The organism is Pseudomonas fragi (assembly GCF_025426255.1).
GTDB lineage: Bacteria > Pseudomonadota > Gammaproteobacteria > Pseudomonadales > Pseudomonadaceae > Aquipseudomonas > Aquipseudomonas kulmbachensis.
Window position 1 is genome coordinate 520,014 of record NZ_CP104861.1, and the last position, 20,513, is coordinate 540,526.

Here is a 20,513-nt window from a genome sequence, read left to right on the forward strand (position 1 = left end):
CCTTTAGGCAAGGAGTTAATTGTCGTGGCTAAAGAAAAATTTGATCGTTCCCTACCGCACGTCAACGTTGGCACTATCGGTCACGTTGACCATGGTAAAACCACGCTGACTGCAGCTCTGACTCGTGTTTGCTCCGAGATTTTCGGTTCGGCCATCGTTGACTTCGATAAAATCGACAGCGCGCCAGAAGAAAAAGCTCGTGGTATCACCATCAACACTGCACACGTTGAATACAACTCGCTGATCCGTCACTACGCTCACGTTGACTGCCCAGGTCACGCTGACTATGTGAAGAACATGATCACCGGTGCTGCCCAGATGGATGGCGCGATCCTGGTTTGTTCGGCCGCTGATGGTCCGATGCCACAAACTCGTGAGCACATCCTGCTGTCCCGTCAGGTTGGCGTTCCGTACATCGTGGTTTTCCTGAACAAGGCTGACCTGGTAGACGACGCTGAGCTGCTGGAACTGGTTGAGATGGAAGTGCGCGATCTGCTGAGCACTTACGACTTCCCAGGCGACGACACTCCGATCATCATCGGTTCTGCTCGTATGGCTCTGGAAGGCAAAGACGACAACGAAATGGGCACCACTGCCGTTCGTAAACTGGTTGAAACTCTGGATACTTACATTCCGGATCCAGTTCGTGTTATCGACAAGCCGTTCCTGATGCCAATCGAAGACGTATTCTCGATCTCCGGTCGCGGTACTGTTGTGACTGGTCGTATCGAGCGCGGTATCGTTCGCGTTCAAGATCCGCTGGAAATCGTTGGTCTGCGTGACACTACTGTTACCACCTGCACCGGCGTTGAAATGTTCCGCAAACTGCTCGACGAAGGTCGTGCTGGCGAGAACTGCGGCGTGCTGCTGCGCGGCACCAAGCGTGACGACGTAGAGCGTGGCCAGGTTCTGGTTAAGCCGGGTTCGGTTAAGCCGCACACTACCTTCGAAGCTGAAGTGTACGTGTTGAGCAAAGAAGAAGGCGGTCGTCACACTCCGTTCTTCAAAGGCTACCGTCCACAGTTCTACTTCCGGACCACTGACGTGACCGGTAACTGCGAACTGCCGGAAGGCGTTGAAATGGTAATGCCAGGCGACAACATCAAAATGGTTGTCACCCTGATCAAAACCATCGCAATGGAAGACGGTCTGCGTTTCGCAATCCGTGAAGGCGGTCGTACCGTCGGCGCTGGCGTAGTAGCCAAGATCATTGCTTAAGCTTTGATTGCCTGAAAAAGCCCCCGCTCAGCGGGGGCTTTTTTTATTGAGTTGACACCCAGTTGGGCCATCTATAGAATTGCGCCTCCTTTAAACGGGCGTATTGCGCTCGGTGGGAATAGCAATCGGAGTCTGAAATCCAATGCAAAATCAGCAAATCCGTATCAGGTTGAAGGCTTTTGACCATCGCCTGATCGACCAATCAACCCAGGAAATCGTGGAAACCGCGAAACGTACTGGTGCTCAAGTGCGTGGTCCAATTCCACTGCCTACCCGTAAAGAGCGGTTCACCGTTCTGGTCTCCCCGCACGTCAACAAAGACGCGCGTGACCAGTACGAGATCCGTACTCATAAGCGCGTACTGGACATCGTCCAGCCAACGGATAAAACCGTTGATGCTCTTATGAAGCTTGATCTTGCGGCCGGTGTGGAAGTGCAGATCAGCCTCGGCTAAGACTTGGGTCTTAGTCGTGTAACGCTCTGAAATGGGCGGCCATAGCGGGTGAAAGCCCCGTACACTCATGAGGTTTACAACATGACTATTGGTGTAGTCGGTCGTAAATGCGGTATGACCCGTATTTTCACCGAAGAAGGTGTCTCCATTCCGGTTACGGTCATTGAGATCGAGCCGAATCGCGTCACCCAGTTCAAAACTGAAGAAACCGATGGCTATCGTGCAGTGCAAGTCACTGTCGGCGAGCGTCGCGCTTCGCGTGTAACTGCTGCTCAAGCGGGTCACTTCGCTAAAGCAAACGTTGCAGCTGGTCGTACCGTAATGGAATTCCGCCTTGAAGAAGGCGAGTACCAGGCAGGCGATCTGATCAACGCTGAAATCTTCACCGCAGGTCAGATGGTCGATGTGACCGGTCAGTCCAAAGGTAAAGGCTTCCAGGGTACGATCAAGCGTTGGAATTTCCGTGGCCAAGATAACACTCACGGTAACTCCGTTTCCCACCGCGTCCCGGGCTCTATTGGCCAGTGCCAGACTCCTGGTCGTGTATTCAAGGGCAAAAAAATGTCCGGTCATATGGGCGCTGAGCGCGTGACCGTGCAGTCCCTCGAAGTAGTGCGCGTCGACGCTGAACGCAATCTGTTGTTGGTCAAGGGTGCTGTTCCTGGCGCTACTGGCGGCAACCTGGTTGTACGTCCGGCGGCCAAGGCTCGCGGTTAAGGGGAAGCTGACATGCAATTAAATGTAAATGATGCTCAAGCGATCGAAGTTTCCGAACTGACGTTCGGCGGCGAGTTCAACGAGACGCTGGTTCACCAAGCAGTCGTGGCCTACATGGCCGGCGGCCGTCAAGGTAGCAAGCAGCAAAAGACCCGTTCCGACGTTCGTGGTGGCGGTAAGCGCCCTTGGCGTCAGAAAGGTACTGGCCGTGCTCGTGCTGGTACTATCCGTAGCCCAATCTGGCGTGGCGGTGGTACTACTTTCGCAGCTCGTCCACAAGATCACTCTCAGAAGCTCAACAAGAAGATGTATCGCGCAGCAATGCGTTCCATCCTTGCTGAACTGGTTCGTACTGATCGTCTGATCGTGGTTCAGGACTTCGCAGTTGAAGCGCCGAAAACCAAAGATCTGCTGAACAAACTGAATGGCATGGGTCTGACAGACGTCCTGATCGTGTCTGAAGTTGTTGATCAGAACCTGTACCTGGCTGCTCGCAACCTGCCACACGTTGATGTACGTGACGTGCAAGGTTCCGACCCAGTTAGTCTGATCGCATACGACAAGGTGTTGATCACCGTGTCGGCCGTGAAGAAATTCGAGGAGCTGCTGGGATGAACCAGGAACGCGTATTTAAAGTTCTGCTTGGCCCGCACGTTTCCGAGAAGGCTACGGTTCTGGCAGACAAGAAAGGCCAGTTCGTTTTCAAGGTTGCTACTGATGCAACCAAGCTGGAAATCAAGAAGGCCGTCGAAAGCCTGTTCAGCGTGAAAGTTGAGCGTGTTACTACCCTGAACGTTCTGGGTAAGAGCAAGCGCACCGCTCGCGGCGTGGGCAAGCGTAATGACTGGAAGAAGGCGGTAATCTCCCTTCAGCCAGGCCAAGATCTCGATTTCAGCAGCAGTGCTGAGTAAGGAAGGGGTGCATCATGGCAATCGTTAAATGCAAACCGACTTCCCCTGGCCGCCGTCATGTGGTCAAGGTGGTCAACCAGGAGCTGCATAAAGGCGCTCCTCACGCACCGCTGCTCGAGAAGAAATCGAAGACTGGTGGTCGTAACAACAATGGCCGTATTACCACTCGTCACATCGGTGGTGGTCATAAGCAGCATTATCGTTTGGTCGATTTCCGTCGCAACGACAAAGATGGCATTCCAGCCACTGTTGAGCGTATCGAATACGATCCAAACCGTACTGCTCACATTGCTCTTATGCTGTACGCAGACGGCGAACGCCGTTACATCATCGCCCCTAAAGGCGTGAGCGCTGGCGACCAGCTGATCTCGGGTGCTTTGGCCCCGATCAAGCCAGGCAACCAGTTGCAACTGCGCAGCATTCCAGTTGGTAGCACCGTACACGGCATCGAATTGAAGCCGGGTAAAGGCGCGCAAATCGCACGTTCCGCTGGTGCTTCGGCTCAGCTGGTCGCTCGTGATGGTGTCTACGTGACCCTGCGTCTGCGCTCTGGTGAAATGCGTAAAGTACTGGCTGAATGCCGTGCGACCTTGGGCGAAGTCTCGAACTCCGAGCACAGCCTGCGTTCGCTGGGTAAAGCTGGTGCCAAACGCTGGCGTGGCGTTCGCCCAACCGTTCGTGGTGTTGCCATGAACCCGGTTGACCACCCACATGGTGGTGGTGAAGGTCGTACCTCTGGTGGTCGTCATCCGGTATCGCCATGGGGCTTCCCGACTAAGGGCGCGAAGACTCGTGGTAATAAGCGTACCGACAAAATGATCGTCCGTCGTCGCAAGTAAATAGAGGGATACGACAGTGCCACGTTCTCTGAAAAAAGGTCCTTTTATTGATCTTCACCTACTGAAGAAGATCGAAGTGGCGGCGGAAAAGAACGATCGCAAACCGGTGAAAACCTGGTCGCGTCGTTCGATGATCCTGCCACAAATGGTCGGTTTGACCATCGCTGTGCATAACGGTCGTCTTCATGTCCCAGTTCTTGTGAACGAAGACATGGTTGGCCATAAACTAGGCGAGTTTGCCGGTACCCGCACTTATCGTGGGCACGTGGCAGACAAGAAAGCCAAGCGTTAAGGGGTAAGGAATGATGGAAGTAGCCGCTAAGTTGTCGGGCGCTCGAATCTCCGCCCAGAAAGCCCGCTTGGTCGCCGACCAGATCCGCGGGAAGAAGGTGGGCGAAGCGCTCAACCTGTTGGCTTTCAGCAACAAGAAAGCCGCCGAGATCATCAAGAAAGTGCTGGAGTCGGCCGTAGCCAACGCCGAGCATAACGAAGGCGCAGACGTTGATGACCTTAAAGTCATCACTGTTTTCGTCAACGAAGGGCGTTCGCTGAAGCGAATCATGCCGCGTGCCAAAGGCCGCGCTGATCGCATCGTCAAGCGGTCTTGCCATATCACTGTCAAGGTTGCTGACAAGTAACGGAGTCGAAGAGATGGGTCAGAAAGTACATCCCATTGGCATTCGCCTGGGAATCGTCAAGGAGCACACCTCCGTCTGGTACGCAGACGGCCGGACTTATGCGGACTATTTGTTCGCTGATCTGAAGGTGCGTGAATACCTCCAAGACAAACTAAAAAGCGCGTCCGTAAGCCGTATCGATATCCATCGTCCGGCCCAAACTGCACGTATCACCATCCACACCGCTCGTCCAGGTATCGTTATCGGGAAGAAAGGTGAAGATGTTGAGAAACTGCGTCAGGACCTGACCAAGCAAATGGGTGTGCCTGTGCACATCAATATCGAAGAGATCCGCAAGCCGGAACTCGACGGTATGCTGGTTGCGCAGAGCGTAGCTCAGCAGCTGGAGCGTCGTGTAATGTTCCGTCGCGCGATGAAACGCGCTGTACAGAACGCTATGCGCATTGGTGCCAAAGGCATCAAAATCCAAGTGAGCGGTCGTCTCGGCGGTGCTGAAATCGCACGTACTGAATGGTATCGCGAAGGTCGTGTGCCACTGCACACCCTGCGTGCCGACATCGACTATGCCAACTACGAAGCTCACACCACTTACGGTGTGATCGGTGTAAAGGTTTGGATCTTCAAAGGCGAAGTAATTGGTGGTCGCCAAGAAGAGCTGAAGCCACAAGCACCAGCGCCTCGTAAAAAAGCTGCTAAGTAAGGGGTACGCCAAATGTTGCAACCAAAGCGTACGAAGTTCCGCAAGCAGATGACAGGCCACAACCGTGGCTTGGCATTGCGCGGTAGCAAAGTCAGCTTCGGCGAATATGCGCTGAAGTCTGTAGCTCGTGGTCGTCTCACCGCTCGTCAGATCGAGTCAGCGCGTCGTGCACTGACCCGTCACGTTAAACGTGGCGGCAAGATCTGGATCCGTGTATTCCCGGACAAGCCTATTTCCAAAAAGCCCCTCGAAGTTCGTATGGGTAAAGGTAAGGGTAACGTGGAATACTGGGTTGCCCAGATTCAGCCAGGCAAAGTCCTGTATGAAATCGAGGGTGTAACTGAAGAGCTGGCGCGTGAGGCTTTTGCCCTGGCTGCTGCAAAGCTGCCGCTCGCCACCGCCTTTGTTAAACGGACGGTGATGTGATGAAAGCGAATGAACTTCGTGAAAAATCCGCACAGCAGCTGAACGAGCAACTGCTCGGCTTGCTGCGCGACCAGTTCAATCTGCGTATGCAGAAAGCAACTGGCCAGTTGGGGCAGTCGCATCTGCTCTCGCAAGTTAAGCGTGACATCGCTCGCGTGAAGACTGTGCTCAAACAGCAGGCAGGTAAGTAATCATGGCTGAAGCCGAAAAGACTGTCCGTACGCTGACTGGCCGTGTTGTCAGCGACAAGATGGACAAAACCATCACCGTTTTGATCGAGCGTCGCGTTAAGCACCCGATCTACGGTAAATACGTTAAGCGTTCGACTAAGCTGCACGCGCACGACGAAACCAATCAGTGCCACATCGGCGACAAAGTCACTATTCGTGAAACTCGTCCGATGGCCAAGACCAAGTCTTGGGCACTGGTTGATGTTCTCGAACGCGCTGTGGAAGTCTAAGGACTAGGGGTCGGAGAAATTATATGATTCAGACTCAATCCATGCTCGATGTGGCCGATAACAGCGGCGCACGCCGCGTTATGTGCATCAAGGTGCTGGGTGGCTCCCATCGTCGTTACGCTGGTATCGGTGACATCATCAAAGTTACCGTCAAGGAAGCAATTCCTCGCGGTAAAGTGAAAAAAGGCCAAGTGATGACTGCTGTTGTAGTCCGCACTCGTCACGGCGTACGTCGTGCTGATGGCTCCATTATCCGCTTTGATGGCAACGCTGCTGTTCTTCTGAACAACAAGCAAGAGCCGATCGGCACCCGTATCTTTGGGCCAGTGACCCGTGAACTTCGTACTGAGAAGTTCATGAAGATCGTCTCGCTCGCCCCAGAAGTGCTGTAAGGAGATCCGACATGCAAAAGATTCGTCGTGACGACGAGATCATCGTGATCGCCGGCAAAGACAAAGGTAAGCGCGGTAAGGTGCTTAAGGTTCTCGCTAACAACCGTCTGGTTATTGGCGGTCTGAACCTGGTTAAGCGTCATACCAAGCCTAACCCGATGTCGGGCGTACAAGGCGGTATCGTCGAAAAAGAAGCTCCACTGGACGCTTCTAACGTCGCCATCTTCAACGGCGAAACCAACAAGGCTGACCGCGTTGGTTTCAAAGTAGAAGAAGGCAAGAAAATTCGTGTCTTCAAGTCGACCCAAAAAGCGGTTGATGCTTGAACACTGCTAGGTAGATAAGACCATGGCACGACTAAAAGAGATTTACCGGAAGGAAATCGCTCCGAAACTTAAGGAAGAACTTAAGCTTTCGAACGTGATGGAAGTTCCGCGCGTTACCAAAATCACCCTGAACATGGGTTTGGGCGAAGCGATCGGTGATAAGAAAATCATCGAGCACGCTGTAGCTGATTTGGAAAAAATCACGGGTCAAAAATGTGTAGTGACCTACGCTCGCAAGTCCATCGCAGGCTTTAAAGTTCGCGAAGGCTGGCCGATCGGCGTTAAGGTTACTCTGCGCCGTGAGCGTATGTACGAATTCCTGGATCGTCTGCTGTCGATCTCCCTGCCTCGGGTTCGCGACTTCCGCGGCCTGAATGCCAAGTCCTTCGATGGTCGTGGTAACTACAGCATGGGCGTTAAAGAGCAGATCATTTTCCCGGAAATCGACTACGACAAAATCGATGCCCTCCGCGGTCTGGACATTACCCTGACCACCACTGCTCGAACGGATGATGAGGGTCGCGCCTTGCTGCGTGCTTTCAAATTCCCGTTCCGCAACTGATTGGAGTAGGACCATGGCTAAGATGAGCATGAAAAACCGCGAGCTGAAACGTCAGCTCACGGTTGCCAAGTTCGCCAAGAAGCGTGCTGAGCTGAAAGCTATCATCGTTGATCTGAACGCAAGTCCAGAAGCACGTTGGGAAGCTCAAGTTGCTCTGCAGAAGCAGCCACGTGACGCAAGCGCTGCGCGCATGCGTAACCGCTGCCGCCTCACTGGTCGTCCGCATGGTGTTTACCGCAAGTTCGGCCTTGGCCGTAACAAATTGCGTGAAGCAGCAATGCGCGGTGACGTACCAGGTCTGGTTAAAGCCAGCTGGTAAGGCGTACAGGCAAAGTTATCCCTGTCAGGGTTGCAAGATCCTGACAGCCGGTGACCTTGAATATGAATCAAGCCCCTATTGGGGCTTGATTCATTTCTGGCGTATGTCTAGAATGACCGGCTCGCCTGAGCCCGTGCTTTTTAAGCATCGAGTCACTCGGCGACAGTTGTAGCCGCAAGGCTAATTCTTTTTGTATCAGGAGCGTCTAGCCCATGAGTATGCAGGACCCGTTAGCGGACATGCTAACTCGAATCCGTAATGCCCAGATGGCTGAAAAGTCCGTCGTAAGCATGCCATCTTCCACGTTGAAGGTAGCTGTAGCCAAAGTTCTTAAAGACGAAGGTTACATCGCGGATTATCAGATCAGCAGCGAAATCAAGCCACTGCTGTCTATCGAGCTGAAATACTTCGAAGGCCGTTCGGTTATCGAAGAAGTTAAGCGCGTTAGCCGTCCAGGCCTGCGTCAGTACAAGTCCTCCGAAGATCTGCCGAAAGTTCGTGGCGGTCTAGGTGTGTCTATCGTCTCCACCAGCAAAGGTGTGATGACGGATCGTGCTGCGCGCGCTGCCGGTGTCGGCGGCGAAGTTCTTTGCACTGTGTTCTAAGGGGGGATAAGCATGTCACGCGTCGCTAAGAACCCCGTTAAGCTGCCAGCTGGTGTCGAAGTAAAATTCGCCGGCCAACAGCTTTCGGTGAAGGGTACCAAGGGTACTCTAGAACTGAACATCCATTCGTCCGTTGAGATTGTTGAAGAAGCTGGTGAGCTGCGTTTCGCTGCTCGCAATGGCGATCAACAAACTCGCGCAATGGCTGGTACCACTCGTGCGTTGGTAAACAACATGGTCCAAGGCGTAAGCCAAGGCTTCGAGCGCAAGCTCCAGCTGGTCGGTGTTGGTTACAAAGCGCAAGCAAAAGGCACAGTGCTGAACCTGGCTCTTGGCTTCTCGCACCCAGTGGATTACGAGTTGCCGGAAGGCATCACCGCTGAGACTCCTAGCCAAACCGATATCCTGATCAAGGGTATTGATAAGCAGCTGGTAGGTCAGGTGGCCGCTGAGATCCGCGGTTTCCGTCCACCAGAGCCTTATAAAGGTAAGGGTGTACGTTACGCGGACGAAGTCGTCCGTCGTAAAGAAGCCAAGAAGAAGTAGGGCATAGCAAATGACCGACAAAAAAGTTACTCGACTGCGTCGCGCTCGCAAAGCACGTCTGAAAATGCACGAACTAGAAGTCGTGCGTCTCTGCGTGTTCCGCTCGGCTCAGCATATATACGCCCAGGTCATCTCGGCCGACGGCAGCAAAGTCTTGGCAAGCGCCTCGACTTTGGACAAAGAACTGCGTGATGGTGCCACTGGCAACATCGACGCGGCCACAAAGGTTGGCCAGCTGGTCGCTACGCGTGCAAAAGCCGCTGGCGTCTCGCAGGTGGCTTTCGACCGCTCTGGCTTCAAGTACCACGGCCGCGTGAAAGCGCTGGCTGAGGCTGCTCGTGAAGCTGGGCTGGAGTTCTAAGTTATGTCAAATAACGACCAAAAGCGCGACGAAGGCTACATTGAGAAGCTGGTTCAAGTTAACCGCGTAGCCAAAACCGTTAAAGGCGGCCGTATCTTCACTTTCACCGCGTTGACCGTGGTTGGTGATGGTAAAGGGCGCGTTGGCTTCGGCCGTGGCAAGTCACGTGAAGTGCCTGCTGCGATCCAGAAGGCAATGGAAGCTGCTCGCCGCAACATGATTCAAGTGGACCTTAACGGCACCACTCTGCAGTACGCCATGAAATCCGCCCACGGCGCTTCCAAGGTTTACATGCAGCCTGCTTCTGAAGGTACCGGTATCATCGCTGGCGGCGCTATGCGTGCTGTCCTCGAAGTTGCTGGCGTTCAGAACGTACTGGCTAAGTGCTACGGCTCGACTAACCCGGTAAACGTGGTTCACGCCACTTTTAAAGGTTTGAAAGCTATGCAATCTCCTGAATCTATTGCCGCTAAGCGTGGCAAAAGCGTCAAGGAGATCTTCTGATCATGGCTACCGTTAAAGTAACGCTGATCAAAAGCATGACCGGCCGCATCCCTAATCACAAACTGTGCATTAAGGGTCTGGGTCTGCGTCGCATCGGTCACACTGTAGAAGTACTTGATACTCCCGAGAATCGCGGGATGATCAACAAGGCTTACTACATGCTGCGTGTAGAGGGTTAATCGATGAAACTCAATGATCTGAGTCCAGCGCCGGGTTCCCGTCGCGAAAAGCATCGTCCGGGCCGTGGTATCGGTAGTGGTTTGGGTAAGACTGGTGGCCGTGGTCACAAAGGTCAGTCCTCCCGCTCCGGTGGCACTATTGCTCCAGGCTTTGAAGGCGGTCAACAGCCGCTGCATCGCCGTCTGCCTAAGTTCGGTTTCGTTTCCCTGAAAGCCATGGATCGCGCAGAAGTGCGTTTGTCCGAGCTGGCTAAAGTGGAAGGCGACATCGTTACTGTGCAGACCCTGAAAGATGCCAACGTGATCAACGTCAACGTACTGCGTGTGAAAATCATGCTGTCCGGTGAAGTTACTCGCGCTGTCACAATCGGCAAGGGAATCGGCGCCACCAAAGGTGCGCGTTCGGCTATCGAAGCAGCTGGCGGCAAGTTCGAGGAATAAATGGCTAAGCAAGGTGCTCTCTCAGCGCTCAGCAAAGGCGGGTTATCCGAGCTCTGGGCTCGACTGCGTTTTCTATTCCTGGCGATTATCGTCTACCGAATAGGCGCACACATCCCAGTTCCTGGTATTAACCCGGACCGGTTGGCGGACCTGTTTCGACAGAATGAGGGGACCATACTTAGCTTGTTCAACATGTTTTCCGGCGGCGCGCTGGAGCGGATGAGTATTTTTGCGCTGGGGATCATGCCGTACATTTCGGCATCGATCATCATGCAGCTTATGTCCGCTGTCAGCCCGCAGCTGGAGCAGTTGAAGAAGGAAGGTGAAGCTGGACGTCGCAAGATAAGCCAGTACACCCGCTACCTCACTGTCGCTCTTGCTCTTGTTCAGGCTATTGGCATGTCCATTGGTCTGGCAGGGCAAGGCGTAGCGTTCACTGGTGACCTAGGCTTCCATTTCGTTGCAGTAACCACTTTTGTGGCGGGTGCAATGTTCATGATGTGGCTGGGTGAGCAGATTACTGAGCGTGGTGTTGGCAACGGTATCTCGATGTTGATTTTTTCGGGTATCGTCGCCGGTCTTCCGAGAGCAATTGGGCAGTCTTTCGAGTCTGCGCGTCAGGGCGATATCAATATCTTCGCTCTGGTTGCTATCGGTTTGCTGGCAGTAGCGATTATCGGTTTTGTGGTGTTCATTGAGCGTGGCCAGCGTCGTATTGCTGTTCACTACGCCAAGCGTCAGCAGGGCCGCAAGGTCTTTGCTGCGCAGACTAGCCACCTACCGCTGAAAGTGAATATGGCCGGCGTTATCCCGGCTATTTTTGCGAGCAGCATTTTGCTGTTCCCGGCTTCGCTGGGTGCCTGGTTCGGTCAGTCTGAAGGTATGGGCTGGTTGCAGGACATCTCGCAGTCGATCGCTCCTGGTCAGCCGTTGAATATTCTGCTGTTTAGTGCAGGGATTATTTTCTTCTGCTTCTTCTATACGGCGTTGATGTTCAATCCGAAAGACGTAGCGGAAAACCTGAAGAAGTCCGGTGCCTTTATTCCGGGTATCCGTCCAGGTGAGCAGTCGGCACGCTATATTGATGGCGTTTTGACTCGTTTGACTCTGTTCGGTGCTCTTTATATGACGGCCGTGTGCCTGTTGCCCCAGTTCCTGGTGGTTGCGGCAAACGTTCCGTTCTACCTTGGCGGGACCTCGTTGCTGATCGTGGTCGTGGTTGTTATGGACTTCATGTCCCAAGTACAATCGCACCTCGTTTCGCACCAGTACGAATCCCTGATGAAGAAAGCCAACCTGAAGGGCTACGGCAGCGGCATGCTCCGCTGAAGTACTACCCCGTAAGGTGAGAGGAGTTGGTGATGAAAGTTCGTGCATCGGTGAAAAAGCTGTGCCGTAACTGCAAGATTATTCGCCGCGAAGGTGTTGTTCGAGTAATTTGCAGCGCGGAACCACGTCACAAACAGCGCCAAGGCTGAGTGTGATCTGTTTGAAGCCCAGCAGCTAGTGCGCTGCTGGGTTGATTATTTGTTATTACAGCGATATTATCTCGCGCCCTATTTCTTGGCTTCCGGGGCGTAGGTAGCTGTCAATTGGAGTCCCACTGAATGGCCCGTATTGCAGGCGTTAACATTCCAGATAACAAGCACACTGTTATCTCGCTGACCTACATCTATGGTGTTGGTCGCACTACCTCACAGAAAATCTGTGCGGATGCTGGTGTAAACCCAGCCGCTAAGATCAAGGATCTGAGCGACGAGCAGATTGAGTTGCTGCGTGGCGAAGTGGCAAAGTTCACCACTGAAGGTGACCTGCGTCGTGAAGTCAACATGAAAATCAAACGCTTGATGGACTTGGGCTGCTACCGCGGTCTGCGCCATCGTCGTGGTCTTCCAGTGCGCGGTCAGCGTACCAAGACCAACGCGCGTACTCGCAAAGGTCCGCGTAAGCCGATCCGCAAGTAATCGCACCAGCGAATCGACAGGAATTTAGTCATGGCAAAACCTGCTGCTCGTCCTCGTAAAAAAGTAAAAAAGACAGTGGTTGATGGCATCGCCCACATCCACGCGTCTTTCAACAACACAATCGTGACCATCACCGACCGTCAGGGTAACGCGCTTTCTTGGGCTACCTCCGGTGGTTCGGGTTTCCGCGGTTCTCGCAAGTCCACCCCGTTCGCTGCTCAAGTAGCTGCTGAACGTGCTGGTCAAGCTGCGCTGGAATATGGCCTGAAAAACCTTGACGTTAACGTTAAGGGCCCAGGTCCAGGTCGTGAGTCCGCTGTCCGTGCTTTGAACGGCTGTGGCTATAAGATCGCCAGCATCACCGACGTGACGCCAATCCCGCACAACGGGTGCCGTCCGCCGAAGAAGCGCCGCGTGTAATCCAGGAGACTGTAAAGAATGGCTCGTTACATTGGTCCAAAATGCAAACTGGCACGTCGTGAAGGCACCGATCTCTTCCTGAAGAGTGGTGTGCGCGCTATCGAATCGAAGTGCAATATTGAAGCTGCTCCAGGCATCCACGGCCAACGCCGCGGTCGCCAATCCGACTACGGTACCCAACTGCGTGAAAAGCAGAAGGTCCGTCGTATCTACGGCGTTCTCGAGCGTCAGTTCAGCGGCTACTACAAACAAGCTGCTGGCAAGAAAGGTGCAACTGGCGAAAACCTGTTGCAACTGCTCGAATGCCGCCTGGATAACGTCGTATACCGTATGGGTTTCGGTTCTACTCGTGCCGAATCTCGTCAGTTGGTATCGCACAAGTCGATCAGCGTTAACGGTCAGACCGTAAACGTTCCGTCCTACCAGGTTCGTGCTGGTGACGTGGTCGCTATCCGCGAGAAAGCAAAGAACCAGCTTCGCATTGTCCAAGCTCTCGATCTGTGTGCCCAACGTGGCCGCGTAGAATGGGTAGAAGTAGACACTGAGAAGAAGTCGGGCGTTTTCAAGAACGTTCCTGCTCGCAGTGATCTGTCCGCCGACATCAACGAAAGCCTGATTGTCGAGCTCTACTCCAAGTAAGGGCTAGAAAATAGGTGCATCCATGCAGATTTCGGTAAATGAGTTCCTGACACCTCGCCATATTGATGTGCAAGTTGTCAGTCCAACCCGCGCTAAAATCACACTCGAGCCTCTCGAGCGTGGTTTTGGCCACACCCTGGGCAACGCGCTGCGCCGCATCCTGTTGTCCTCAATGCCAGGCTGTGCAGTAGTCGAGGCCGAGATTGACGGTGTGCTCCACGAGTACAGCGCCATCGAAGGTGTACAGGAAGACGTAATTGAAATCCTGTTGAACCTTAAAGGTCTGGCTATCAAGCTGCACGGCCGTGACGAAGTTACGCTGACCTTGTCGAAGAAGGGTTCGGGGGTGGTTACCGCTGCCGATATTCAGCTGGATCATGATGTCGAGATCGTTAATCCCGATCACGTAATCGCCAACCTGGCGTCTAACGGCGCCTTGAACATGAAGCTCACCGTAGCTCGTGGTCGTGGTTATGAACCAGCAGACTCGCGTCAGAGCGATGAAGACGAAAGCCGCAGCATTGGTCGCTTGCAGCTTGATTCTTCGTTCAGCCCGGTTCGCCGTATCGCATACGTGGTGGAAAACGCCCGTGTCGAGCAGCGTACCAACCTGGACAAGCTGGTTATTGATCTGGAAACCAACGGTACACTGGATCCTGAAGAGGCCATTCGTCGTGCTGCAACCATTCTGCAACAGCAGTTGGCTGCATTCGTCGACCTCAAAGGTGACAGCGAGCCAGTGGTAATCGAGCAGGAAGACGAGATCGATCCGATCCTGCTTCGTCCTGTTGACGATCTGGAACTGACCGTGCGTTCGGCCAACTGCCTTAAGGCGGAGAACATTTACTACATCGGTGACCTGATTCAGCGCACCGAAGTAGAACTGTTGAAGACTCCGAACCTGGGCAAGAAATCCTTGACTGAAATCAAGGACGTTCTGGCCTCCCGTGGTCTGTCCCTCGGCATGCGCCTCGACAACTGGCCGCCTGCAAGTCTTAAGAAGGACGACAAGGCGACTGCCTGATCGTCGTAATCACCGAACGTTGTGTTTGGTAAGGAATGAACCATGCGTCATCGTAAAAGTGGTCGTCACCTGAGCCGCACTAGCTCCCACCGCAAGGCTATGTTTCAAAACATGGCAGTGTCGTTGTTTGAGCACGAGCTGATCAAAACGACTCTGCCGAAAGCCAAAGAATTGCGTCGCGTTGCTGAGCCGCTGATTACTCTGGCCAAGAATGATTGTCTGGCTAACCGCCGTCTGGCCTTCGACCGTACGCGTTCGAAAGCCATCGTTGGTAAGCTGTTCAACGATCTGGGCAAGCGTTATGCAACTCGTGAGGGTGGCTACCTGCGCATCCTCAAGTGCGGTTTCCGCGCTGGCGACAACGCGCCTATGGCGTACGTCGAGTTGGTTGATCGTCCAGTTGGCGGTGAAGCTGTATCCGCTGAGTAAGACGTCAGTCTCTACAAAGAACCGGGCCTAGTGCCCGGTTTTTTGTGTCTGTCTGATTATGCTTTTCTATTGATTGTGATCATTTAATGCATTTGCCCGTGCGTAGATCATGGTCAATACTCCTCCTCAGCCGATTAGCCGGCAGTACAAAGACTGACTGAGGAAGCAAACACATGAGCCAGACCAAAACGCTTACAACCGCCAGCGGCGCTCCAGTTGCTGATAACCAGAATTCTCGTTCTGCTGGCCCTCGTGGCCCTTTGCTGCTTGACGATTTTCATCTGATCGAAAAGCTCGCGCATTTCAACCGTGAGAACATTCCGGAACGTCGTGTACACGCCAAGGGTTCAGGCGCACATGGCACCTTCACCGTTACCCGCGACATGGCTCAGTACAGCAGCGCCAAGCTGTTCGACACCATCGGCAAGCAAACCCCTACGTTTCTGCGCTTTTCTACGGTAGGCGGTGAGCGCGGTTCGGCAGATACCGAGCGTGATCCGCGTGGCTTTGCCCTCAAGTTTTATACCGAAGAAGGTAACTGGGACATCGTGGGCAACAATACGCCCGTGTTCTTCATACGGGACCCTCTGAAGTTTCCCGACTTTATCCACACCCAAAAACGCCTGCCACAGAGCAACCTGAAAAGTGCGCAGATGATGTGGGACTTCTGGTCGCACTCGCCTGAGTCGCTGCACCAGGTCACCATCCTGTTTTCTGATCGTGGTATTCCAGATGGCTACCGTCACATGCATGGCTTTGGCAGCCACACCTACAGCCTGATCAATGCTGCGGGTGAGCGTCATTGGGTCAAATGGCACTACAAAACCAAGCAAGGCATCAAGAACCTGGCGCCTGCAGAGGCTGCACGACTAGCAGGCACTGACCCGGACTATGCTCAGCGCGACTTGTTTGGTGCCATTGAGCGCGGTGACTTCCCGAAATGGCGCGTCTGCATGCAGGTCATGACCGAAGCACAAGCTGCCGCGCACTACGAAAACCCGTTCGACGTCACCAAAACCTGGTCGCAGAAAGAGTTTCCGCTGATTGAAATCGGTGAGCTGGAGTTGAACCGCAATCCGCTCAACTACTTTGCTGAAGTCGAGCAAGCCGCGTTTGGCCCCAGCAACATGATCCCGGGTGTGGGGCTGTCGCCCGACCGCATGCTGCAAGGCCGTGTGTTCGCGTATGCGGATGCCCATCGCTACCGTGTAGGCACCAACCACCAGCACTTGCCGATCAACGCGCCACGAGTGCCTGTGCACAACTATCAGCGCGATGGCTCGATGGCCTTTGGCAACAATGGTGGAGCTGCACCAAACTACGAGCCAAACAGCTATGGTGATGCGCCAAAACAAGCACCTCAGTACGCTGAGCCGCCTTTGGCCCTGAGTGGCGCAGCTGAGCGTTACGATCATCGTGTAGACAGCGATTACTACAGCCATGCCGGTGCGCTGTTCCGTCTGATGAATGAAGATCAGAAAGCCCTGTTGATCAACAACATTGCAGGTGCCATGGCCGGGGTATCGGACGATGTTGTGCAGCGTCAGCTACAGCATTTCTATAATGCCGATCAGGCTTATGGTGAGGGTGTTGCAAAAGCGTTGGGTGTACAGAGTAACTAACTCTAAGTGAGAAGCAGAACCGCCCTCAAATGGGCGGTTTTTGCGTTTTTTAACGCCATTTTCTCTGCCAAACAGGGTTTTTATTGCGATTTGGCCGTGACCTCTCGGTCTGCTTGGTTCAAACTACATTCTTTGAAGCAGGGAGATGTGGGCCGATGCTAGGGCACCCGCAAGTAATCGATTACCTCAATACGTTGCTGACCGGCGAGCTGGCTGCACGTGACCAATACTTTGTCCATTCCCGTATGTACGAGGACTGGGGCTTTACCAAGCTGTACGAGCGTATCAATCACGAAATGGAAGAAGAGGCACAACACGCTGATGCGTTGATGCGCCGGATTCTGATGCTCGAAGGCACGCCGCGCATGCGCCCGGACGACCTGGATGTAGGCACAACAGTGCCTGAAATGTTCGCTGCGGACTTGCGCCTTGAGTACAAGGTGCGTGCCGCACTGTGCAAGGGCATTGCGCTGTGCGAGCTGCACCAGGACTACGTGAGCCGCGACATGCTGCGTATTCAGTTGGCAGATACCGAAGAAGATCATACCTACTGGCTGGAAAAGCAGCTGGGCCTGATCAAATCGATTGGCCTGCAGAACTACCTGCAATCGCAGTTCTGATTTCAGGCAGGTGCGCTCAAGTGTTTTGTGGGCGCGCTTGCCCGCGATAGAGGCAACGCGGTCTATCTGATTTACCGCGCCGCTGCCATCGCAGGCAAGCCAGTTCCCACAAGAGCTTGATTTGCGCTGAGTAAAAAGCCCCTGCCATCTCACGATGACAGGGGCTTTTTCATACCTCGATTTAATCCCTGTCGCGAATCAATAGCGGTTTCAGATAGAAGCCGGTATGTGATTGCTTCATTTCGGCTACATCCTCAGGTGTGCCGGTAGCAATAATCTGCCCACCCTTGGAGCCGCCTTCCGGACCGAGATCCACTAACCAGTCGGCAGTCTTGATAACGTCCAGGTTGTGTTCGATCACTACGACGGTATTGCCGTGATCACGCAGTCGATGCAGCACATCCAGCAATTGCTGAATATCGGCAAAGTGCAAACCCGTTGTCGGCTCGTCGAGGATATACAGTGTCTTGCCGGTATCGCGCTTGGACAGCTCGCGGGACAATTTCACCCGTTGCGCCTCACCGCCTGACAGCGTCGTGGCGGACTGACCCAGCTTGATGTACGACAGACCTACATCCATCAACGTTTGCAGCTTACGCGCCAGTGCAGGGACGGCATCGAAGAACACTCGCGCTTCTTCGATGGTCATTTCCAGCACTTCGTGGATGTTCTTGCCCTTGTATTTGATCTCAAGGGTTTCGCGGTTATAGCGCTTGCTCTTACACACATCGCAAGGCACGTAGATGTCTGGCAGAAAGTGCATTTCTACCTTGATCAAGCCATCGCCCTGACAGGCCTCGCAGCGTCCGCCCTTCACGTTGAAGGAGAAACGGCCAGGACCGTAGCCCCGCGAGCGTGATTCCGGTACGCCCGAGAACAACTCGCGGATCGGTGTAAACAGCCCGGTGTAAGTTGCAGGGTTGGAGCGCGGCGTACGGCCAATCGGGCTTTGGTCGATATCGACGACCTTGTCCAGATGCTCAAGCCCCTTGATGCTGTCGTGAGCAGCCGCTTCCAGTGTGGTTGCGCCATTGAGTGCCGTGGCGCTGAGCGGGTAGAGGGTGTTGTTGATCAGGGTCGACTTGCCCGAACCCGAAACCCCGGTCACGCAGGTCAACAGGCCAATCGGAATTTCCAGGTCCACATTGCGCAAGTTGTTGCCGCGGGCGCCCTTGAGCGACAGCGTCAGCTTTTTGTTGCGGGGCGTGCGCTTGGCGGGCACGGCGATCTTCACCCGGCCCGACAGGTATTTACCGGTCAATGAGTCGGGGTGAGCCATGACTTCAGCCGGGGTGCCTTGTGCAACGATATGACCGCCATGCACACCCGCGCCCGGGCCAATATCAACCACATAGTCGGCCAGCCGAATCGCGTCCTCGTCATGCTCCACCACAATCACCGTGTTACCGATATCGCGCAGATGCTTGAGGGTGCCCAGCAAACGATCGTTATCACGTTGATGCAAGCCGATAGAGGGCTCGTCGAGGATATATAGCACCCCGACCAGGCCCGCGCCGATCTGGCTGGCCAAACGAATACGCTGAGCTTCGCCGCCCGACAGCGTATCGGCACTCCGATCCAGCGACAGATAGTCCAGCCCCACATTCACCAGGAACTGCAGGCGCTCGCGAATTTCCTTGAGGATCTTGTCGGCGATTTCACCACGACGCCCGGTTAGGCTCAGCGTGCTGAAGTACTCAGTCGCATCGCCAATAGGCATATTGGTTACGGCCGGCAGGGTTTTTTCGCCAACCCAAACATGACGTGCCTCACGGCGCAGGCGTGTACCACGGCAATCGGGGCAAGACTGAGTACTCAGGAACTTGGCCAGTTCTTCGCGCACGGTAGCCGATTCGGTTTCGCGATAGCGGCGCTCAAGGTTCGGCACGATGCCTTCAAACGGATGCGCGCGTTTAACAATGTCGCCGCGATCATTCAGATAACGGAAATCAACATTTTGCGTGCCGCTGCCATACAGAATGACTTTTTGCTTCTCGGCCGCCAGCTCGTTGAACGGGACTTCAAGGCTGAAGTCGTAATGCTTGGCCAGCGCTCCGAGCATCTGGAAGTAATAGACGTTGCGCCGGTCCCAGCCACGTATGGCGCCTTCGGCCAGCGTCAGTTCGCCATTGACCAGACGTTTGATATCGAAGAACTGCTTGACCCCAAGGCCGTCACAGGTCGGACATGCGCCTGCCGGGTTGTTGAAGGAAAACAGCTTGGGTTCCAGCTCACTGATCGCGTGGCCGCAGATCGGGCAGGCGAAGCGCGCGGAGAAGATCAGCTCTTCGCCCGGCTCGTCGTCCATTGGCGCGACCAGGGCAATGCCGTCAGCCAGCTTCAGTGCAGTCTCGAACGACTCAGCCAAACGCTGCTGCAAGTCCGCGCGCACTTTAAAGCGGTCGACCACCACATCAATGGTGTGCTTCTTTTGTTTGTCGAGTTTAGGTAGCTCATCAAGTTCACAGAGCTTGCCGTTTACGCGGGCTCGAACAAAGCCCTGAGCGCGCAGCTCTTCAAATACGGAAAGGTGTTCCCCCTTGCGCTCGCGAATTACCGGCGCCAGCAACATCAGCTTGCTGCCCTCAGGCTGCGCCAGCACCAGATCGACCATTTGGCTGACCGTCTGGGCTTCCAGAGGGATGTCGTGATCCGGGCAACGAGGGATACCCACGCGGGCATACAACAGGCGCAGGTAATCGTAAATTTCGGTGATGGTGCCGACAGTGGAGCGCGGGTTGTGCGAAGTCGATTTCTGTTCGATAGAAATCGCTGGCGACAGACCTTCGATGGTATCGACGTCAGGCTTTTCCATCATCGACAAAAACTGCCGGGCATACGCTGACAGCGATTCGACATAGCGCCGCTGGCCTTCGGCATACAAAGTGTCAAACGCCAGGGATGATTTGCCGGAGCCAGACAGTCCGGTGATGACGATCAGTTTGTCCCTTGGCAGGGTCAGGTCGATGTTCTTCAGGTTGTGGGTTCGTGCCCCACGTATCAGGATCTTGTCCACTGCGGCCTCGCTTGGCGGGCATAACGTAAACGAATGAGTATACGGATCTGTGCGAAAGGTGTGCAGGCCTTGATGGCACGATGTCATTCAAGCAGCCTTTATAACTTTTGCGTGACAAAGCGTCGCGGCACTCTCGTGTATGTGCTGTTACTCGATGGGACTGATAGAATCGCCGCCGGTT

At 54.3% G+C, this 20,513-nt stretch carries 32 protein-coding genes; 31 read left to right on the forward strand and 1 reads right to left on the reverse strand.

Annotated features, from left to right (window positions below; all coding sequences use genetic code 11):
* Positions 1-24: 24 nt before the first annotated feature.
* The 31 genes from tuf (at position 25) to bfr (ending at position 17,316) form a co-directional block, all read left to right on the forward strand.
* Entirely contained in the window at positions 25-1,218 is a 1,194-nt protein-coding gene (tuf, locus tag N7D90_RS02460) for an elongation factor Tu (RefSeq protein ID WP_003444379.1), read from the forward strand.
* A 142-nt stretch (positions 1,219-1,360) separates the two neighbouring features.
* Positions 1,361-1,672 carry a 30S ribosomal protein S10 gene (gene rpsJ / locus N7D90_RS02465; protein WP_003186070.1) on the forward strand — a complete coding sequence of 104 codons (312 nt, stop codon included), beginning with the start codon at positions 1,361-1,363 and terminating at the stop codon, positions 1,670-1,672.
* Positions 1,673-1,753: 81 nt separating this feature from the next.
* The gene (gene rplC / locus N7D90_RS02470) at positions 1,754-2,389 is read left to right on the forward strand and encodes a 50S ribosomal protein L3 (RefSeq protein ID WP_003444377.1); all 636 of its coding nucleotides are present in this window, start codon (positions 1,754-1,756) and stop codon (positions 2,387-2,389) included.
* 12 nt (positions 2,390-2,401) lie between these two features.
* Positions 2,402-3,004: a 50S ribosomal protein L4 gene (gene rplD / locus N7D90_RS02475; protein ID WP_003444376.1), complete on the forward strand. Its 603-nt coding sequence runs from the start codon at positions 2,402-2,404 to the stop codon at positions 3,002-3,004.
* Complete coding sequence (rplW, locus tag N7D90_RS02480) at positions 3,001-3,300, forward strand: 50S ribosomal protein L23 (RefSeq protein WP_003444375.1); 300 nt, start codon at positions 3,001-3,003, stop codon at positions 3,298-3,300. The genes rplD and rplW overlap by 4 nt, the downstream gene beginning before the upstream one ends.
* 14 nt (positions 3,301-3,314) lie before the next feature.
* Complete coding sequence (gene rplB, locus N7D90_RS02485; RefSeq protein WP_019824364.1) at positions 3,315-4,139, forward strand: 50S ribosomal protein L2; 825 nt, start codon at positions 3,315-3,317, stop codon at positions 4,137-4,139.
* Between the two features lie 16 nt (positions 4,140-4,155).
* Positions 4,156-4,431 (forward strand): 30S ribosomal protein S19, encoded by a 276-nt coding sequence (rpsS, locus tag N7D90_RS02490; protein WP_003232420.1) that lies wholly within the window; start codon positions 4,156-4,158, stop codon positions 4,429-4,431.
* A 13-nt stretch (positions 4,432-4,444) separates the two neighbouring features.
* Positions 4,445-4,777 carry a 50S ribosomal protein L22 gene (rplV, locus tag N7D90_RS02495; RefSeq protein WP_261742361.1) on the forward strand — a complete coding sequence of 111 codons (333 nt, stop codon included), beginning with the start codon at positions 4,445-4,447 and terminating at the stop codon, positions 4,775-4,777.
* Positions 4,778-4,790: 13 nt separating this feature from the next.
* A complete protein-coding gene (gene rpsC, locus N7D90_RS02500) occupies positions 4,791-5,477 on the forward strand; it encodes a 30S ribosomal protein S3 (protein ID WP_003176422.1) in 687 nt (228 codons plus the stop codon).
* Positions 5,478-5,489: 12 nt separating this feature from the next.
* The gene (gene rplP / locus N7D90_RS02505; protein ID WP_261740739.1) at positions 5,490-5,903 is read left to right on the forward strand and encodes a 50S ribosomal protein L16; all 414 of its coding nucleotides are present in this window, start codon (positions 5,490-5,492) and stop codon (positions 5,901-5,903) included.
* Positions 5,903-6,094 carry a 50S ribosomal protein L29 gene (gene rpmC, locus N7D90_RS02510; protein WP_003444371.1) on the forward strand — a complete coding sequence of 64 codons (192 nt, stop codon included), beginning with the start codon at positions 5,903-5,905 and terminating at the stop codon, positions 6,092-6,094. Before rplP ends, rpmC begins: the two co-directional genes overlap by 1 nt.
* 2 nt (positions 6,095-6,096) lie before the next feature.
* Positions 6,097-6,363: a 30S ribosomal protein S17 gene (gene rpsQ / locus N7D90_RS02515; RefSeq protein ID WP_003194644.1), complete on the forward strand. Its 267-nt coding sequence runs from the start codon at positions 6,097-6,099 to the stop codon at positions 6,361-6,363.
* 23 nt (positions 6,364-6,386) lie between these two features.
* Entirely contained in the window at positions 6,387-6,755 is a 369-nt protein-coding gene (gene rplN, locus N7D90_RS02520) for a 50S ribosomal protein L14 (protein WP_002555479.1), read from the forward strand.
* 11 nt (positions 6,756-6,766) lie between these two features.
* Positions 6,767-7,081, forward strand: coding sequence for a 50S ribosomal protein L24 (gene rplX, locus N7D90_RS02525; RefSeq protein WP_003444369.1), 315 nt, complete (start codon positions 6,767-6,769; stop codon positions 7,079-7,081).
* A 22-nt stretch (positions 7,082-7,103) separates the two neighbouring features.
* The gene (gene rplE / locus N7D90_RS02530) at positions 7,104-7,643 is read left to right on the forward strand and encodes a 50S ribosomal protein L5 (protein ID WP_003444368.1); all 540 of its coding nucleotides are present in this window, start codon (positions 7,104-7,106) and stop codon (positions 7,641-7,643) included.
* Between the two features lie 13 nt (positions 7,644-7,656).
* Positions 7,657-7,962: a 30S ribosomal protein S14 gene (rpsN, locus tag N7D90_RS02535; RefSeq protein WP_019409906.1), complete on the forward strand. Its 306-nt coding sequence runs from the start codon at positions 7,657-7,659 to the stop codon at positions 7,960-7,962.
* Between the two features lie 212 nt (positions 7,963-8,174).
* The gene (gene rpsH / locus N7D90_RS02540) at positions 8,175-8,567 is read left to right on the forward strand and encodes a 30S ribosomal protein S8 (protein ID WP_003444366.1); all 393 of its coding nucleotides are present in this window, start codon (positions 8,175-8,177) and stop codon (positions 8,565-8,567) included.
* A gap of 12 nt (positions 8,568-8,579) precedes the next feature.
* Positions 8,580-9,113, forward strand: coding sequence for a 50S ribosomal protein L6 (rplF, locus tag N7D90_RS02545; protein WP_261740740.1), 534 nt, complete (start codon positions 8,580-8,582; stop codon positions 9,111-9,113).
* Positions 9,114-9,123: 10 nt separating this feature from the next.
* Complete coding sequence (gene rplR / locus N7D90_RS02550) at positions 9,124-9,474, forward strand: 50S ribosomal protein L18 (RefSeq protein WP_016779181.1); 351 nt, start codon at positions 9,124-9,126, stop codon at positions 9,472-9,474.
* 3 nt (positions 9,475-9,477) lie between these two features.
* Positions 9,478-9,978: a 30S ribosomal protein S5 gene (gene rpsE / locus N7D90_RS02555; RefSeq protein WP_003186035.1), complete on the forward strand. Its 501-nt coding sequence runs from the start codon at positions 9,478-9,480 to the stop codon at positions 9,976-9,978.
* A gap of 2 nt (positions 9,979-9,980) precedes the next feature.
* Entirely contained in the window at positions 9,981-10,157 is a 177-nt protein-coding gene (gene rpmD / locus N7D90_RS02560) for a 50S ribosomal protein L30 (protein WP_003444363.1), read from the forward strand.
* Between the two features lie 3 nt (positions 10,158-10,160).
* Entirely contained in the window at positions 10,161-10,598 is a 438-nt protein-coding gene (gene rplO, locus N7D90_RS02565) for a 50S ribosomal protein L15 (RefSeq protein ID WP_003444362.1), read from the forward strand.
* Positions 10,599-11,927 (forward strand): preprotein translocase subunit SecY, encoded by a 1,329-nt coding sequence (secY, locus tag N7D90_RS02570; protein ID WP_003444361.1) that lies wholly within the window; start codon positions 10,599-10,601, stop codon positions 11,925-11,927.
* A gap of 32 nt (positions 11,928-11,959) precedes the next feature.
* Entirely contained in the window at positions 11,960-12,076 is a 117-nt protein-coding gene (rpmJ, locus tag N7D90_RS02575) for a 50S ribosomal protein L36 (RefSeq protein WP_002555468.1), read from the forward strand.
* A gap of 129 nt (positions 12,077-12,205) precedes the next feature.
* Positions 12,206-12,562 (forward strand): 30S ribosomal protein S13, encoded by a 357-nt coding sequence (gene rpsM, locus N7D90_RS02580; RefSeq protein WP_016779184.1) that lies wholly within the window; start codon positions 12,206-12,208, stop codon positions 12,560-12,562.
* Between the two features lie 30 nt (positions 12,563-12,592).
* Complete coding sequence (gene rpsK, locus N7D90_RS02585; protein ID WP_002555466.1) at positions 12,593-12,982, forward strand: 30S ribosomal protein S11; 390 nt, start codon at positions 12,593-12,595, stop codon at positions 12,980-12,982.
* Between the two features lie 18 nt (positions 12,983-13,000).
* Complete coding sequence (gene rpsD / locus N7D90_RS02590; protein WP_003444359.1) at positions 13,001-13,621, forward strand: 30S ribosomal protein S4; 621 nt, start codon at positions 13,001-13,003, stop codon at positions 13,619-13,621.
* 22 nt (positions 13,622-13,643) lie between these two features.
* Positions 13,644-14,645 (forward strand): DNA-directed RNA polymerase subunit alpha, encoded by a 1,002-nt coding sequence (locus tag N7D90_RS02595; protein WP_003176403.1) that lies wholly within the window; start codon positions 13,644-13,646, stop codon positions 14,643-14,645.
* 42 nt (positions 14,646-14,687) lie between these two features.
* Entirely contained in the window at positions 14,688-15,074 is a 387-nt protein-coding gene (rplQ, locus tag N7D90_RS02600; protein ID WP_003444357.1) for a 50S ribosomal protein L17, read from the forward strand.
* 173 nt (positions 15,075-15,247) lie between these two features.
* Positions 15,248-16,696, forward strand: a complete 1,449-nt coding sequence (locus N7D90_RS02605) for a catalase (RefSeq protein ID WP_261740741.1) — start codon at positions 15,248-15,250, stop codon at positions 16,694-16,696.
* A 155-nt stretch (positions 16,697-16,851) separates the two neighbouring features.
* Positions 16,852-17,316, forward strand: coding sequence for a bacterioferritin (gene bfr / locus N7D90_RS02610; protein WP_261740742.1), 465 nt, complete (start codon positions 16,852-16,854; stop codon positions 17,314-17,316).
* 181 nt (positions 17,317-17,497) lie between these two features.
* Here the strand turns inward: bfr and uvrA are convergent, their stop codons facing one another.
* On the reverse strand, positions 17,498-20,332 hold the full coding sequence (gene uvrA, locus N7D90_RS02615; RefSeq protein WP_261740743.1) for an excinuclease ABC subunit UvrA: 2,835 nt from the start codon (positions 20,330-20,332) through the stop codon (positions 17,498-17,500).
* Between the last annotated feature and the right edge of the window lie 181 nt (positions 20,333-20,513).